Genomic DNA, 13313 nt, shown 5'->3' on the forward strand with positions numbered 1-13313 from the left:
TTCCAATAAAAAAGCTTTCCGAATGTTTCCATCCGGAAAGCTCCTAAAGCAATACAGTTACTTAGTCATCAGTAATCATGCTGTGCTTTTTAGTGTCTTTCATAAAGACATAAGTGAGCAGCGACAGGCCAATCATAAAAGTAATGTAATAGAAGAAGTAGTTTTCATGGCCGGCATTTTTAAAGCTTAAAGCCACCAGTTCTGCTGTACCACCAAACAGGGTATTAGCAATTGCATAAGGCAAAGCTACACCTAGGGCACGGATATGGGCAGGGAATAGTTCAGCTTTTACCACTGCGTTAATCGCTGTATAACCAGTCACAATCACCATACCACTCATACACAGCATGAATGCTGTAGTTGGGTTGGTAGTTGAGCCTAAGCCATTAAAGATAGGAATGGTAAATAGTACACCAAGCACACCAAAGGCAATCATGATTGGCTTGCGGCCGATCTTGTCAGAGAGTGCACCAATCACAGGTTGCAAGAGCATGAATACAAAGATCGCAAGAGTCGTGATTTCAGTCGCTGTGGTTTTTTCAAATCCTGAGGTGTTCACCAGATATTTCTGCAGATAGGTAGTGAAAGTATTGAAAGCTAAAGTACCACCTGCAGTTAGCATGATCACGGTAAATGCCTGTTTAGGATATTTAGTGAATAAAGCTAAGGCACCGGATTTAGGGCCACCTTTTTTCGCCTGTTCAACAGCCTGTTTTGAAGATTGTGTTTCTACCAGACCGCGACGGATCCAGAACACCACAATCGCTAAGAATGCACCAATCAGGAAGGGAATACGCCAGCCCCATTCAGTGAGTTGTGCTTCAGTCAAAGTGCGTTGTAGGAAGATCAAGACACAGAGTGCCAATAGTTGACCTGAGATCAGGGTCACATACTGGAAGCTTGAGTAGAAACCACGATGATTTTTACCTGCCATTTCAGTCAAGTAAGTGGCACTTGAACCGTATTCACCACCTACACTCAAACCTTGTAATAAACGAGCAAATAACAGCAGCGCAGGGGCGAGCATGCCCACTGAATCATAGGTGGGTGCACAGGCAATAATCAGGGAACCGACACACATCAAAGATACAGAAAGTGTTAAACCGGCTTTACGACCCTTACGGTCAGCGTAAATCCCCATAATCCATGCGCCAATCGGACGCATCAAGAAACCAAGTGCGAATACAGCAGCAGCCTGAAGAAGTTTGACGGTATTGTCGCCATCAGGGAAGAACTGTGAAGCGAAATATAAGGTAAAGGCTGCATAAACATACCAGTCGTACCATTCGACCAGGTTACCTGCAGAACCACCGAGAATAGATTTAACCCGTGTTTTACGATCAAGCTGCGGTGTAGCAGCTTCAGGAAGTGGCTGATTCACAACATTGCTCCAAAGGAATGCTGTAAAACACATCTTTTTTAAATTTTCATTGCTATAAAATCTAAAAAGTTATGTTTTAGTGAGAGAGAAAGTGAGGAAATTTCATATACTTATACGCCTCCAAGTTTTCTCTTTTTATAGGACTTTAGTCTTAATAAATAATGTAGTTTTCAAATATTTTTATAAAACATAAATTTACCATTTGTTTAGAGTAATTGCTTGATTTTTACATTGGATTAACTGGTTAAATGCTGTTCTTTAAGGAGATTAATGAACAGTAAATGTGGTTTTTATTTAGATGTAAAACAGATTAAACGATTGGCTTTAACCTTATCTTAAGGTAATAAAAAAGGCCGCTTACGCGACCTTTTTAAAATTAAATCAGCAATTAAGCAGATTTAACCGCTTCAAGAAGTTCAGCTTGGCGTTTTTTCAACGCTTCTGGCAGACGATCACCCAATTTGTTGAACAATTCAGTGTGGCTTTCAAGTTCTTTGATCCATTGATCTTTGTCTTGAGAAGTTACCAGGTCAAATTGTTCTTTAGTGAAATCAGAACCAGTCCAGTTTAGCTGTTCGTAAGTAGGTACACGGCCGATTGGAGTTTCAACAGCATCAGCACGACCTTCACAACGATCGATGATCCACTCAAGAACACGCATGTTTTGACCGAAACCAGGCCATACGAAGTTACCTTCAGCATCACGACGGAACCAGTTCACGTTGTAGATACCAGGAAGCTTGTTACCAGCAGCAGCAGCTTTCTCGCCAACTTTCTCACCCATTTCTAACCAGTGAGTGAAGTAGTCAGCCATGTTGTAGCCAGCAAATGGAAGCATCGCAAATGGGTCGCGACGAACGATACCTTGTTGACCAACAGCAGCAGCAGTTGTTTCAGAACCCATGGTTGCAGCTTTATAAACACCATCAACCCAGTCAAATGCTTCTGAAATCAGAGGCACTGTGTCTGCACGGCGACCACCGAAGATGAACGCTGAAATTGGAACACCCGCTGGATTTTCCCAGTCAGCATCAATAGAAGGGCATTGACCAGCAGAGACTGTGAAACGAGCATTCGGATGAGCTGCTTTTTCTTCGCCAGTGTGTGGTTGACCTTTCCAGTTAGTCAGATTCGCAGGTGCTTCTTTAGTCAGACCTTCCCACCAAACTTCACCGTTGTCAGTCACAGCAACGTTTGTATAGATCACGTCTTTATGAAGCGTTGCCATACAGTTCGGATTCGTTTTGGTATTTGTACCAGGAGCTACACCGAAGAAACCAGCTTCAGGGTTGATTGCATATAAGCGACCATCTTCACCTGGTTTGATCCAGGCAATATCGTCACCTACAGTTTCAATTTTCCAACCTTCATAACCTGCTGGTGGAATCAGCATTGCGAAGTTTGTTTTACCACAAGCAGATGGGAATGCAGCTGCGATGTAGTGTTTTTCACCTTTAGGACTAGTTACGCCAAGAATCAGCATGTGTTCAGCTAACCAGCCTTGTTGACGACCCATATAAGATGCAATACGTAAAGCCAGGCATTTTTTACCTAACAATGCGTTACCGCCGTAACCAGAACCAAATGACCAGATTTCACGAGTTTCTGGGTAGTGCACGATGTATTTTTCTTTGTTGCAAGGCCAAGCAACATCTTTTTGACCTTCTTCAAGTGGTGCACCCACAGTGTGTACGCAAGGAACAAATTCGCCATCTGTGCCTAGAACGTCATAAACAGCTTTACCCATACGAGCCATTTTAGACATGCTGACTGCTACATAAGGAGAGTCAGTTAATTCGATACCGATGTGCGCAATGTGTGAACCCAAAGGACCCATAGAGAATGGAACCACATACAGGGTGCGACCTTTCATTGAACCGTCAAACAGACCATTCAATTTTTCGCGCATAACTGCTGGATCTTCCCAGTTATTGGTCGCGCCAGCATCTTCTTTATTTGCAGAACAGATAAAAGTACGGTCTTCAACACGAGCAACGTCAGAAGGATCAGAATTTGCAAGATAAGAACCAGGATGTTTCTCTTGGTTAAGCGCTTGCATTGTGCCGTTAGCGATCATCAAGTCGATATAACGTTGATATTCTTCTGCGCTACCGTCACACCATTCAATTTTTGCTGGTTTTGTTAATTTAGCAATTTCTTCCACCCATGCAATAAGCTTAGGGTGACGAACGAATTCTGGTGCGTTCACTTGGGTCATGGTGAGGCCTATCTCAAATGTGTACAAAATTTTGTACAAAGTACAATCTGGTCAATAAAATACTGGCCAGATGAAATATGAAAAAAAGTGGCTGTATTAAAGCATAAAATCATCAAAAAAATAAGACTAAAGAAGTGCTGGATTTTATTTGGAATATTATGCTATTTTCTGTTTAAATTTATATAAAACAATAATATATAAATAAATTCAAAATCTTAAATATGTATTTATTAGATTTATGTGTGGTATTTATTCTAATTATTTCTATTTAAATCAAATATTTAATTAAAATTGTTCAGTTATATTTGTTATTGATTAAATAAATGGTCACCATTCGAATTTTACATAAAGCAACTACTAATTGTTTATGAATTGGACAAAATGCCAATAGGTATGCATCAATCTGTGTAAAAAATGTCTAATCGATCTAAACCCTTATCTATTATTTATAATCATAATTCTGGTTTTCGTCTATTCGACCAGCAAGAAAAATATGGGCAATTACTAGATATTTTTGCAGCGCATGATTTTGAGACTAAAGCCTTTGAAATCAAAGATCCAGAACAGTTCAAAAAAGTTATTGCTGAAGTGCTGCAACGGCATCAACAATCGCCAGATCATGGTGTAGTCGTGGCGGCTGGAGGAGATGGTACGCTCAATTCAGTCGCCAAACACCTGCTTGAAACTGATATTCCAGTCGGAATATTGCCTTTAGGGACTTTTAACTATGCGGCAAGATTGCTGGATATTCCCTTAGATTTGGTTGAAGCCGCACAGGTCATTGCAACGGGTCAAACCAAGCGTATCCATGTAGCGCGCATTAATCAGGAAATCTACCTGAACAATGCTAGTCTGGGCTTATATCCTTTATTTATTAAAAAACGTGAAGACTATAACCGTATTTTTGGTCGACTACCTTTACATGCCTATACCTCAGCACTCGATGTTTTGATTCGTGACCGTAAAGAATTAAAACTGGAAATTTGGGTAGGTCAGAAGAAATATCCGGTCAAAACTCCACTGATTTTCTTTGGTAATAATCCACTTCAACTGGCAGACATGAAAATGCGGATTGCCCAAGCTGCTGAGCAAGGGAAGGTGGCTGGGGTTGTGGTCTCTAAAAGTGACAAGCTGACGTTATTCAAGCTGGTATATCAGTTAATTCGGGGCAAAATTGATGAAGCCTCCAATGTCTATAGTTTTGCTGCGGATCAGGTGCGAATTGAGTCTAAACGTAAGAAATTAATGGTGGCTATAGATGGAGAAACGGTAGAAATGATACCACCTTTAAATATTTCAGTTTTAAAAAATAGTTTAAGTGTAATGGTGCCGCATGATTCTACATCTCTCTGATCTGCATTTTGGTACAGAAAGACCTGAATGTTTGGAAGCCATCCAGCAATTTTGTCGGGATCATGCACTGGAAGCGGTGGTAGTCAGCGGCGATCTCACCCAGCGAGCACGTTTAGGGCAGTTCTTTGCATGTAAACGGTTTCTGGATCAGTTGAATACGCCTTATCTGGTGATCCCGGGGAATCATGACATTCCGCTTTATCATTTATGGAATCGGCTATTTACTCCATTTACCCGTTATCAATTATTTTTCGGTGAACTCGAGCCTGTTTTAGAAACTGAACATTTTTATCTGATTGGGGTAAATTCAATTAGACGTCGATATCATACCAAAGGCCATTTATCACTTGAGCAGATTCAAAGGATTGACCTAAAACTACAGCAGGCACCTGCTTCCAAAATTAAGATTATTGTCAGTCATCAACCTTTTTATGTGCCATTTCAGAATAGGCGGGGGTTTAAGGATATTCCCCTGATGGCCAAAATTGCATTGGAGTCTTGGTCGCAACATGGTCTGTTTGCTGTATTGCATGGGCATTTGCATCATACCGCAGTCTATGATTTGAACCATATATTCGAATTGGGAGGAGATCATCCGGTTTATGATGTACATGCCGGGACTTCTGCGTCACATCGGCTCGATAAGAATCAGCCGAATAGCTTTAATGCAATTGATGCAACAGGAAAAATTACGCAATATTGTTTTGATGAACAGTTAAAAACCTTTGTTCCACAGCCTGGTCCCATAAATAAATAGACAAAAAATACGCAATCCATCAAAAAATTAAAAAAAAACCAATTTTTTTTCATTTTTGCCCTTGAAGCGTTTTATTCCATCTCCATAAAAAGGACATCAAAAAATTTTGATGATGACCAATGGAATAAATAAGTCGTCATCGGTGATCTAAAAAAGACTTAGTCTGATGGAGTTATTTATGAGCAACATTCGTCCATTACATGACCGCGTTGTTATTCGTCGTGTTGAAGAAGAAACAAAAACAGCTGGGGGCATCTTACTTCCAGGTTCTGCTGCTGAAAAACCTGCACAAGGTGAAATCATTGCAGTTGGTAATGGTCAAATCACTGACAATGGTGTACGCGCGTTAGACGTAAAAGTTGGCGACAAAGTATTGTTCGGTACTTATGCAGGTACAACTGTAAAAGTAAACGGCGAAGAACTTTTAATCATGAAAGAGTCTGACATTCTGGCAGTATTAGAAGCTTAATCTGCGCCAGATCGTTTTACTCATTCCAATTCAGATTTTGTAAAGATATAACAATATTCGGAGTCAAATATGTCAGCTAAAGACGTAAAATTTGGTGATTCAGCTCGTTCAAAAATGATCGCTGGTGTGAACATCCTTGCAGATGCGGTGAAAGTGACTTTAGGTCCTAAAGGCCGTAACGTTGTAATCGACCGTTCTTTCGGTGCACCGCACATTACTAAAGATGGTGTATCTGTTGCGAAAGAAATTACCCTGAAAGACAAATTCGAAAACATGGGTGCGCAACTGGTTCGTGAAGTTTCTTCAAAAACCAATGATATCGCAGGTGACGGTACAACAACTGCAACTGTATTGGCTCAAGCAATCCTGAACGAAGGGATCAAGTCAGTAACTGCGGGTATGAACCCAATGGATCTGAAACGCGGTATCGACCTTGCAGTGAAAACTGTTGTTGAAAATATTAAACAAACTGCAAAACCAGCTTCTGATTCTAAAGCGATTGAGCAAGTCGGTTCGATCTCTGCAAACTCTGACACCACTGTTGGTTCTCTGATTGCACAAGCAATGGAAAAAGTGGGCAAAGAAGGCGTAATCACTGTTGAAGAAGGTTCAGGCTTCGAAGACTCGCTTGATGTTGTAGAAGGTATGCAGTTTGACCGCGGTTATATCTCTCCATACTTTGCAAATAAACAAGACACTTTAACTGCTGAACTTGAAAACCCATACATCCTGTTGGTTGACAAGAAAATCAGTAACATCCGTGAATTGATCACTGTTCTAGAAGCTGTTGCGAAAACTGGTAAGCCTCTTCTTATCATCGCTGAAGATGTTGAAGGCGAAGCATTGGCTACACTTGTAGTGAACAACATGCGCGGCATTATCAAAGTATGTGCGGTTAAAGCACCTGGCTTCGGTGACCGTCGTAAAGCGATGCTTCAAGATATCGCGATCCTGACTGGTGGTACTGTAATTTCTGAAGAAATCGGTATGCAGTTAGATCAAACTTCACTTGAACACTTAGGTACTGCACATAAAGTAACTGTATCTAAAGAAAATACAGTGATTGTTGATGGTGCTGGTGATGCAAATCAGATTTCTGAGCGTGTTCAGCAAATCCGTGCACAAATCGAAGAATCTACTTCTGAATACGACAAAGAAAAACTTCAAGAACGCGTTGCTAAATTGGCAGGCGGTGTAGCAGTGATTAAAATCGGTGCTGCAACTGAAGTTGAAATGAAAGAAAAGAAAGACCGTGTAGACGACGCACTTCATGCAACTCGTGCTGCAGTTGAAGAAGGTGTTGTTGCAGGTGGTGGTGTTGCACTGGTACGTGCTGCATCTGCACTTGATGGTTTGACTGGTGCTAACGATGACCAAAACGTAGGTATCAACATTCTTCGTCGTGCAATCGAAGCTCCTCTTCGTCAAATCGTAGCCAATGCTGGTGATGAGCCATCTGTAGTGATCAATGCTGTGAAGAACGGTGAAGGTAACTATGGCTATAACGCTGCGACAGGCGAATACGGTGACATGCTGGAAATGGGTATTCTTGACCCTGCTAAAGTAACTCGTTCTGCACTTGAGCATGCAGCTTCTGTTGCTGGCTTGATGTTAACAACAGAATGTATGATTACTGAAATTCCAGAAGAAAAACCAGCTATGCCTGATATGGGCGGCATGGGTGGTATGGGCGGTATGATGTAATTCATTACCCGATTATATGCTCAAAAAATCCCCGCTTTTGCGGGGATTTTTTATTAAGTTACAAAATGATTAAGGTGATTTTTTAACTAATTTATAATTCAGATTACTCTGTATTTCCTTACCTGTTTCTATATCACGAGCTTCAACGAAATTATCACCTACATAAAACTTCCGGTTTTCAGCTTTTCCATCTAGGACGATAATAGAAGGTTGTTGAGGATCGAAAGTGAAGCTACCTTTGGTTTCAGTTTCATTATTTCCAGTTTTACCTAAATATTCCTCACTCAATTCATAAGTTTTGTCAGGATTAAGATCTAGTTCAACTTTAATACCTTCGCAGTCAGCACACGGGAAAACACCTTCATATTCACCTGCCCAGTTTGAGTTGGCAGTGGCATTACTGCTCATCTCAGTACTCATATTGCTTTGACTATTTGTAGTCTCTGTAGTAACAGGAGCATTTGTGGTATTAGATTGAGTATCTGCACTGGCCATATCGCGGTCATTCTGTTTAGAACATGCACTTAAACTAGTAACTGTTACTACCAATAAAGCAGGCCATAGTATTTTTTTCATTGAAGATCATCCTCTTGTTCTTCTGTATTAGGATTTACATTAAAAGTATGAGCTATCAATATACAGAGAGATCTTGTTAAAAATTGATTCGTTAAGTGAAACGGATTAAATATATGTAGATGAGAAACTAAGATAATTAAAATACAAAATAAGCGATAGGTTTTCTTTAGTTTTATTTTATAAACCTTAAGGTTATGATTTGATAGAAATAATTATTAATAAGAGCGGTCATGAAAGCAGAACAGGAAAATAATATCATCGCGAAAATATATGATGCTGCTTTATTGCCTGCTTTATGGCTGGAGGTCATTCAGGATATTGTGCAATATACCCAGAGTCATAGTGCAATTTTTACCGGCCTTGATCAATTCAATCCAGCCTATGACTTTGTTTATACTTACAATATCCCGGAAGAAAGTCTGGCTGCTTATCAGGAGGAACGGATTCGGGTTATTGACATGAAGCTGCACATGCCTCTATGGAATGAAATTGATATGGGGGAGGCACTTAATCAGGACTGCCGTCATTATGCGGATAAACCTGGAACAGAGCAGTATATTTTTTATGAAAAATGCCTTAAGCCTACAGGGATAGGGTATATGGCAGGAGTGTTACTGGACAGAGGAAATTATCGATGGGCAGTCATGGGACTACATCGTGCTCCACACACTCAAGGTTTTGAAGCAGCTGAACTGAATTTTCTCAAACGGATCGGCATACATTTGCGTCGCTCTTTACAGATTCATCGGCAAATCAGTTTGGTACAACAAGACAATATCAGCTTATATACCGTATTAGACTGTTTAAAAATCGGTATTATTTTGCTGGATCAGGATCTCAAGTTATCTTATTCAAATCCACTAGCACAAAGCATGATTGAAGCTTCAACATGTCTGGAAATGGATATGCATAACCGGCTGAAAACACCGGTAGGTGATCAGGAACGTCTGGAAAGATTGCTATCGAGTGCTTTGCTGGAAGATACCAATATGTCGAGTGAAATAGGTGGGGTCCTGGCTCTGCAGGATTCTAAAGGACAGCAATTGATGCTCACTGTTGTGCCTTTTAAAAGGTTGAGAAAAATGCAGCAATTTTCTGAAGCTCAGCATCAGATTGCTGTATTTATGACAGACAAAAACCGGCATTATTCATTATCTAGAGCTTATTTGCAGCAAGCATATCAACTGTCAAAACGTGAATTTGATTTGTGTGAACTTTTAATCAATGGCTATAAATTAGAAGAAATTGCAGTGAAATGTGGGATCACTTTAAGTTCAGTACGCACTTATTTTAAGAATATTTATGAAAAAACTGACTGCACTTCACAAATTGAGCTGATGCACTTATTGATGGGATGTACGATTCATTTTGAACATATTAATTAAACCTACCTAAAGATAATTCTTTAGGTAGGCAGTGCTCATTATCTAACGCGCTGTAATGTTACAGGACCTTCACCTTGTGGATGCAAGATCAGAGTCTCAGCCGATACATTGATGTTTGCAATGGTCTTGCTGCCATCGGAACTGTCTTGTAATCCGCCACATTCATTGGTATCGAATAAAACTTCAGTGGTTGTGAGTGTATTACCTGAAAGAGTAAATTTGCCATATTCAATTCCAGGCCAGCCACAATCATCTCCGCCTTCAGTGTCCAGGAAGAAATAATAGTTTGTGTCAAAGAAGGCAAATAAATGGGTGTCACTAAATCTCCAAGCACCTACCAGACCATTAGCAGACTGTTTGACGCGGCTTAAACGGTATTCGGTATTGATCCCCGGTTCTGTCAGGATTAAGGTTGTTCCATCATAGTTTAAAGTATAAGGTTTGCCTTCTGCAGGATCTGAGAGTCCCCATTCACCATTACTGTCTTGAATAATGCGCGGTGAAATCACGCTTGTAGTTGCGTTCCAGTTTAACTCTCCAGTTTCAATGCCAGGCGTTCCATCACCGTCAGCAGCTTCTGCTTGACCTAAGGCATAACGACCATCTTCTAAAATATGGATTAGAACAGCGCTGTTTGCATTACGGCCAATTTCCCAAGTACCGGCAATATCTTTATAGAAAGTTGACTGGAAGTTTTCTGCAGCTTTTTCAGGTGTAATCAATTTTTCTGTGGTAACTACGCCTGTTGATACCACGTCTGTAGCAAATGCTGTAGGGGCCTTAGAAAAATCTAAACTTTTATTAAGAAGGGCATTAGCAGCTTCAGTACTGATACTAATCCCATTGTCATGATTACTATCTGTATCTAAAGACTGTAAAAGCACCATCAGGTTGGTACGTGCAATTTCAGTTTGTGCTAAATCTAAAGGCGTAACACGTTCTTTAGCTTCAATTTCTTGACCTAGTTGTACGTCACCAATCAGGAATTTAACCTTTTCTCCGTCATTAAATCTAAATTCACCTTTTTCATTGGTAACCCCTTCCGCACCACTGCTGGTGATATATGTTACCCCTGAGATAATTCCATCTGTCAGTACACCAGTTTCGGTTCCGACCGGAGCTGTAGGTGGAACAGGTGATGAACCCTCTGTACGATCATTATCTGAACCGCCACATGCTGTAAGTAACCCCGCTAAGGCAAGACAAATTAAAGTCTTTTTCATGAAAATCTTCCTGAAATTTATTATGTCAGCGAAGTATAGAAAGAAAGCTAAAATCGACATATCCTAAAATTAGGATGGAAAAATATATAAATCAGTAAAATAAATTGAACTCACTATTTGCTTAAAAGAGTGAGCTTGCAATAGGAAGTGAAAGAAGGAAGATTCAAATAACAATAAATTGAAAATTCTTCCTAAAGTTTAAAAATACAAATATATATTAATTGGTGATTTATTGATCAGGATACACTATCTATATTCTGCTGCATTGTTAGACTGTGGCGAAATTTTGATAATGATTGTGATGTAGCTGTGTTTGAAAATTTAGCTGAGAAAACTTTAAATTTAATGGGCTGGAAAACCGATGACCAATGGCCCGAAGACCTTGATCAATGTGTGATGATTGCAGCGCCACATACCAGTAACTGGGATGCACTATATGCACGTTTGGCCTTAAAGGCATTAAAAGTGAATGTGCGTCTGACCATTAAAGACAGCTATATGAAATTTCCATTTGGGCCTTTTGTACGTGCAATGGGTGGAATTGGTATTGACCGTCGTCCCAAACAACCGGGTGAGCCACGTCCAAGCATGGTTCAGGTCATGACAGGTCTATTTAAAGAGCATCCTAAACTAGTCATGCTGGTTACGCCGGAAGGCACACGCGCCCGTCAGGAACAATGGAAAACTGGTTTTTATCATGTGGCGATCAATGCGGGTGTGCCAATTGCGCTGGCTTATATGGATTATGCAAAAAAAGAAGCGGGCGTAGGTAAAATCATTTATCCAACAGGAAATTATGAACAGGATATGGCTGAGATCATGACGTTCTATGCCAATATTGAACCTAAATTTCCTGAAAAATTCAGTATTGATCAACGCTATTTTTAATTTCAGGAAAAATAAAAGCAGAGGGATGGACTCTGCTTTTCTGTACGATATATAAATACCGAATTTAATTTTGATTCTCTTCAGATAAAATTCCCCCCAGATTCTGGCAGGCATCTTTATAAAGATTGTATTGCTGTTCTACCACTTCATATAAACCCAGGTCAAAAAGCTCTTCTCCTTGATGATATTGCTCAATATAAGATTCGACCTTGGTTTTGCTGCTGTATAGCATGTGTTGATAATAATCCGTCATACTACTGTGTGGCATTTGCGCTGTATCAATCTTGGCACAATTGAAGTTTCGCAGAAGCTGTTCTGACTTTTTAAGATCATTGGACATACAACCTGCCAGTAACATGCTACTGAGCAATGCCGTTAGGAGTTTCATAGAAAATAGATGAACTTTGATGGGGAGCGCACTATTGTAGAAGTAAATGCGCTATGCAAAAGTAGTTTTATTCAACAACTGGTCAAAAAATAGAAGAATAAAATTCAGAATCTCATTCTTCCTTGGCGATCTTTAACCTTTAACCAGTCCGCCATCGACAATCAGGTTTTGACCTGTCACTGCACGTGAATAAGGTGACAGGAACATTAAAATAGCAGACGCAAATTCCTCAGGTGTAATCACGCGACGTAGAGGAGTGGATTGAGCAATCAGATCAAAGACAAAGTCAGGCGTTGCTTTACTTGCATCCGTGGTTTGCAGTAATCCGCCTGAAAGCATGTTCACATTAATCCCATACTGACCCAGGTCTTGCGCAGTAGTTCGGGTAAAGGCCAATAGTGCCGCTTTCGCAGTCGTATAATCATGATAAGGAACGACAGGGTTTTGAACCAGGTTAGTCCCAATATTCACGATACGACCAAAATGTGCCTGTTTCATATCTTCTAATGCAGCTTGCGTCGTATTTAAACAGGCCTGAACTGCTCCACTAAACTGACGGGCCATGCTTTCCCAGGTCAGATCTTCAACTTTAGGTCGCTCATCGCCATTAAACTCAAACTGCACCAGCGCATTATTAATGACGGAATGGATGGCTTCTCCAAAATGGGCCTTGCTGGCAGTGAATAAAGCTTTTACCTGATCAGCTTGTGTTACATCTGCCTGACAGGCAAAGACCTGATCAGGATACTGATTTTGCAAAGCTTCAGCTTGGGTTTTGCTGCTATGGTAATTTACTACCACACGTGCACCTTCCTGAATCAGGAGCTGGGTAATGGCTAGTCCCAATCCACGAGCACCACCAGTCACAAGGATAATTTGATCACGAATTTGCATTGCTTATATCCGCCTGAGAATCATTTGGGCTAACATAACAGTAATAGGGCTGAAAGCAAAGTGATGTAAGGTTTTAG

At 40.4% G+C, this 13313-nt stretch carries 12 protein-coding genes; 6 read left to right on the forward strand and 6 right to left on the reverse strand.

Annotated elements, in window-relative coordinates:
- Positions 1-61: 61 nt before the first annotated feature.
- Both G5T77_RS09195 and G5T77_RS09200 read right to left on the reverse strand, forming a co-directional pair.
- Positions 62-1381 carry an MFS transporter gene (locus G5T77_RS09195; protein ID WP_159123325.1) on the reverse strand — a complete coding sequence of 440 codons (1320 nt, stop codon included), beginning with the start codon at positions 1379-1381 and terminating at the stop codon, positions 62-64.
- 388 nt (positions 1382-1769) lie between these two features.
- Positions 1770-3599, reverse strand: a complete 1830-nt coding sequence (locus G5T77_RS09200; protein WP_034706283.1) for a phosphoenolpyruvate carboxykinase (GTP) — start codon at positions 3597-3599, stop codon at positions 1770-1772.
- Positions 3600-4013: 414 nt separating this feature from the next.
- On the opposite strand from G5T77_RS09200, the gene G5T77_RS09205 reads away from it, so the two are divergent.
- The 4 genes from G5T77_RS09205 to groL all read left to right on the forward strand — a co-directional run bounded on the left by G5T77_RS09205 (position 4014) and on the right by groL (position 7882).
- On the forward strand, positions 4014-4952 hold the full coding sequence (locus tag G5T77_RS09205) for a diacylglycerol kinase family protein (protein WP_166136952.1): 939 nt from the start codon (positions 4014-4016) through the stop codon (positions 4950-4952).
- Positions 4933-5709: a metallophosphoesterase gene (locus G5T77_RS09210; protein ID WP_166136949.1), complete on the forward strand. Its 777-nt coding sequence runs from the start codon at positions 4933-4935 to the stop codon at positions 5707-5709. The genes G5T77_RS09205 and G5T77_RS09210 overlap by 20 nt, the downstream gene beginning before the upstream one ends.
- Before the next feature lie 178 nt (positions 5710-5887).
- A complete protein-coding gene (locus G5T77_RS09215; RefSeq protein ID WP_004646315.1) occupies positions 5888-6178 on the forward strand; it encodes a co-chaperone GroES in 291 nt (96 codons plus the stop codon).
- Positions 6179-6247: 69 nt separating this feature from the next.
- Positions 6248-7882 (forward strand): chaperonin GroEL, encoded by a 1635-nt coding sequence (gene groL, locus G5T77_RS09220; RefSeq protein WP_005234685.1) that lies wholly within the window; start codon positions 6248-6250, stop codon positions 7880-7882.
- A 69-nt stretch (positions 7883-7951) separates the two neighbouring features.
- Here the strand turns inward: groL and G5T77_RS09225 are convergent, their stop codons facing one another.
- Positions 7952-8458 carry a copper resistance protein NlpE gene (locus G5T77_RS09225; protein WP_125278722.1) on the reverse strand — a complete coding sequence of 169 codons (507 nt, stop codon included), beginning with the start codon at positions 8456-8458 and terminating at the stop codon, positions 7952-7954.
- 230 nt (positions 8459-8688) lie between these two features.
- On the opposite strand from G5T77_RS09225, the gene G5T77_RS09230 reads away from it, so the two are divergent.
- The gene (locus tag G5T77_RS09230; RefSeq protein WP_166136946.1) at positions 8689-9843 is read left to right on the forward strand and encodes a helix-turn-helix transcriptional regulator; all 1155 of its coding nucleotides are present in this window, start codon (positions 8689-8691) and stop codon (positions 9841-9843) included.
- Positions 9844-9881: 38 nt separating this feature from the next.
- Here G5T77_RS09230 and G5T77_RS09235 read toward each other — a convergent pair whose 3' ends face one another.
- The gene (locus G5T77_RS09235; protein WP_166136943.1) at positions 9882-11066 is read right to left on the reverse strand and encodes a hypothetical protein; all 1185 of its coding nucleotides are present in this window, start codon (positions 11064-11066) and stop codon (positions 9882-9884) included.
- A 309-nt stretch (positions 11067-11375) separates the two neighbouring features.
- On the opposite strand from G5T77_RS09235, the gene G5T77_RS09240 reads away from it, so the two are divergent.
- Positions 11376-11954, forward strand: coding sequence for a 1-acyl-sn-glycerol-3-phosphate acyltransferase (locus tag G5T77_RS09240; protein ID WP_125278720.1), 579 nt, complete (start codon positions 11376-11378; stop codon positions 11952-11954).
- A gap of 64 nt (positions 11955-12018) precedes the next feature.
- Here G5T77_RS09240 and G5T77_RS09245 read toward each other — a convergent pair whose 3' ends face one another.
- The gene (locus G5T77_RS09245) at positions 12019-12342 is read right to left on the reverse strand and encodes a hypothetical protein (protein ID WP_166136940.1); all 324 of its coding nucleotides are present in this window, start codon (positions 12340-12342) and stop codon (positions 12019-12021) included.
- 132 nt (positions 12343-12474) lie between these two features.
- Entirely contained in the window at positions 12475-13236 is a 762-nt protein-coding gene (locus G5T77_RS09250) for a 3-oxoacyl-ACP reductase (protein WP_166136936.1), read from the reverse strand.
- Positions 13237-13313: the final 77 nt, after the last annotated feature.

The organism is Acinetobacter sp. GFQ9D191M (assembly GCF_011174875.1).
GTDB lineage: Bacteria > Pseudomonadota > Gammaproteobacteria > Pseudomonadales > Moraxellaceae > Acinetobacter.

Coding starts and splice junctions, on each gene's coding strand:
- G5T77_RS09200 (WP_034706283.1), bottom strand. CDS start 3,599: ATGACCCAAGTGAACGCACCAGAATTCGTTCGTCACCCTAAGCTTATT.
- G5T77_RS09245 (WP_166136940.1), bottom strand. CDS start 12,342: ATGAAACTCCTAACGGCATTGCTCAGTAGCATGTTACTGGCAGGTTGT.
- G5T77_RS09230 (WP_166136946.1), top strand. CDS start 8,689: ATGAAAGCAGAACAGGAAAATAATATCATCGCGAAAATATATGATGCT.
- G5T77_RS09235 (WP_166136943.1), bottom strand. CDS start 11,066: ATGAAAAAGACTTTAATTTGTCTTGCCTTAGCGGGGTTACTTACAGCA.
- G5T77_RS09250 (WP_166136936.1), bottom strand. CDS start 13,236: ATGCAAATTCGTGATCAAATTATCCTTGTGACTGGTGGTGCTCGTGGA.
- G5T77_RS09225 (WP_125278722.1), bottom strand. CDS start 8,458: ATGAAAAAAATACTATGGCCTGCTTTATTGGTAGTAACAGTTACTAGT.
- G5T77_RS09205 (WP_166136952.1), top strand. CDS start 4,014: ATGTCTAATCGATCTAAACCCTTATCTATTATTTATAATCATAATTCT.
- groL (WP_005234685.1), top strand. CDS start 6,248: ATGTCAGCTAAAGACGTAAAATTTGGTGATTCAGCTCGTTCAAAAATG.
- G5T77_RS09210 (WP_166136949.1), top strand. CDS start 4,933: ATGATTCTACATCTCTCTGATCTGCATTTTGGTACAGAAAGACCTGAA.
- G5T77_RS09215 (WP_004646315.1), top strand. CDS start 5,888: ATGAGCAACATTCGTCCATTACATGACCGCGTTGTTATTCGTCGTGTT.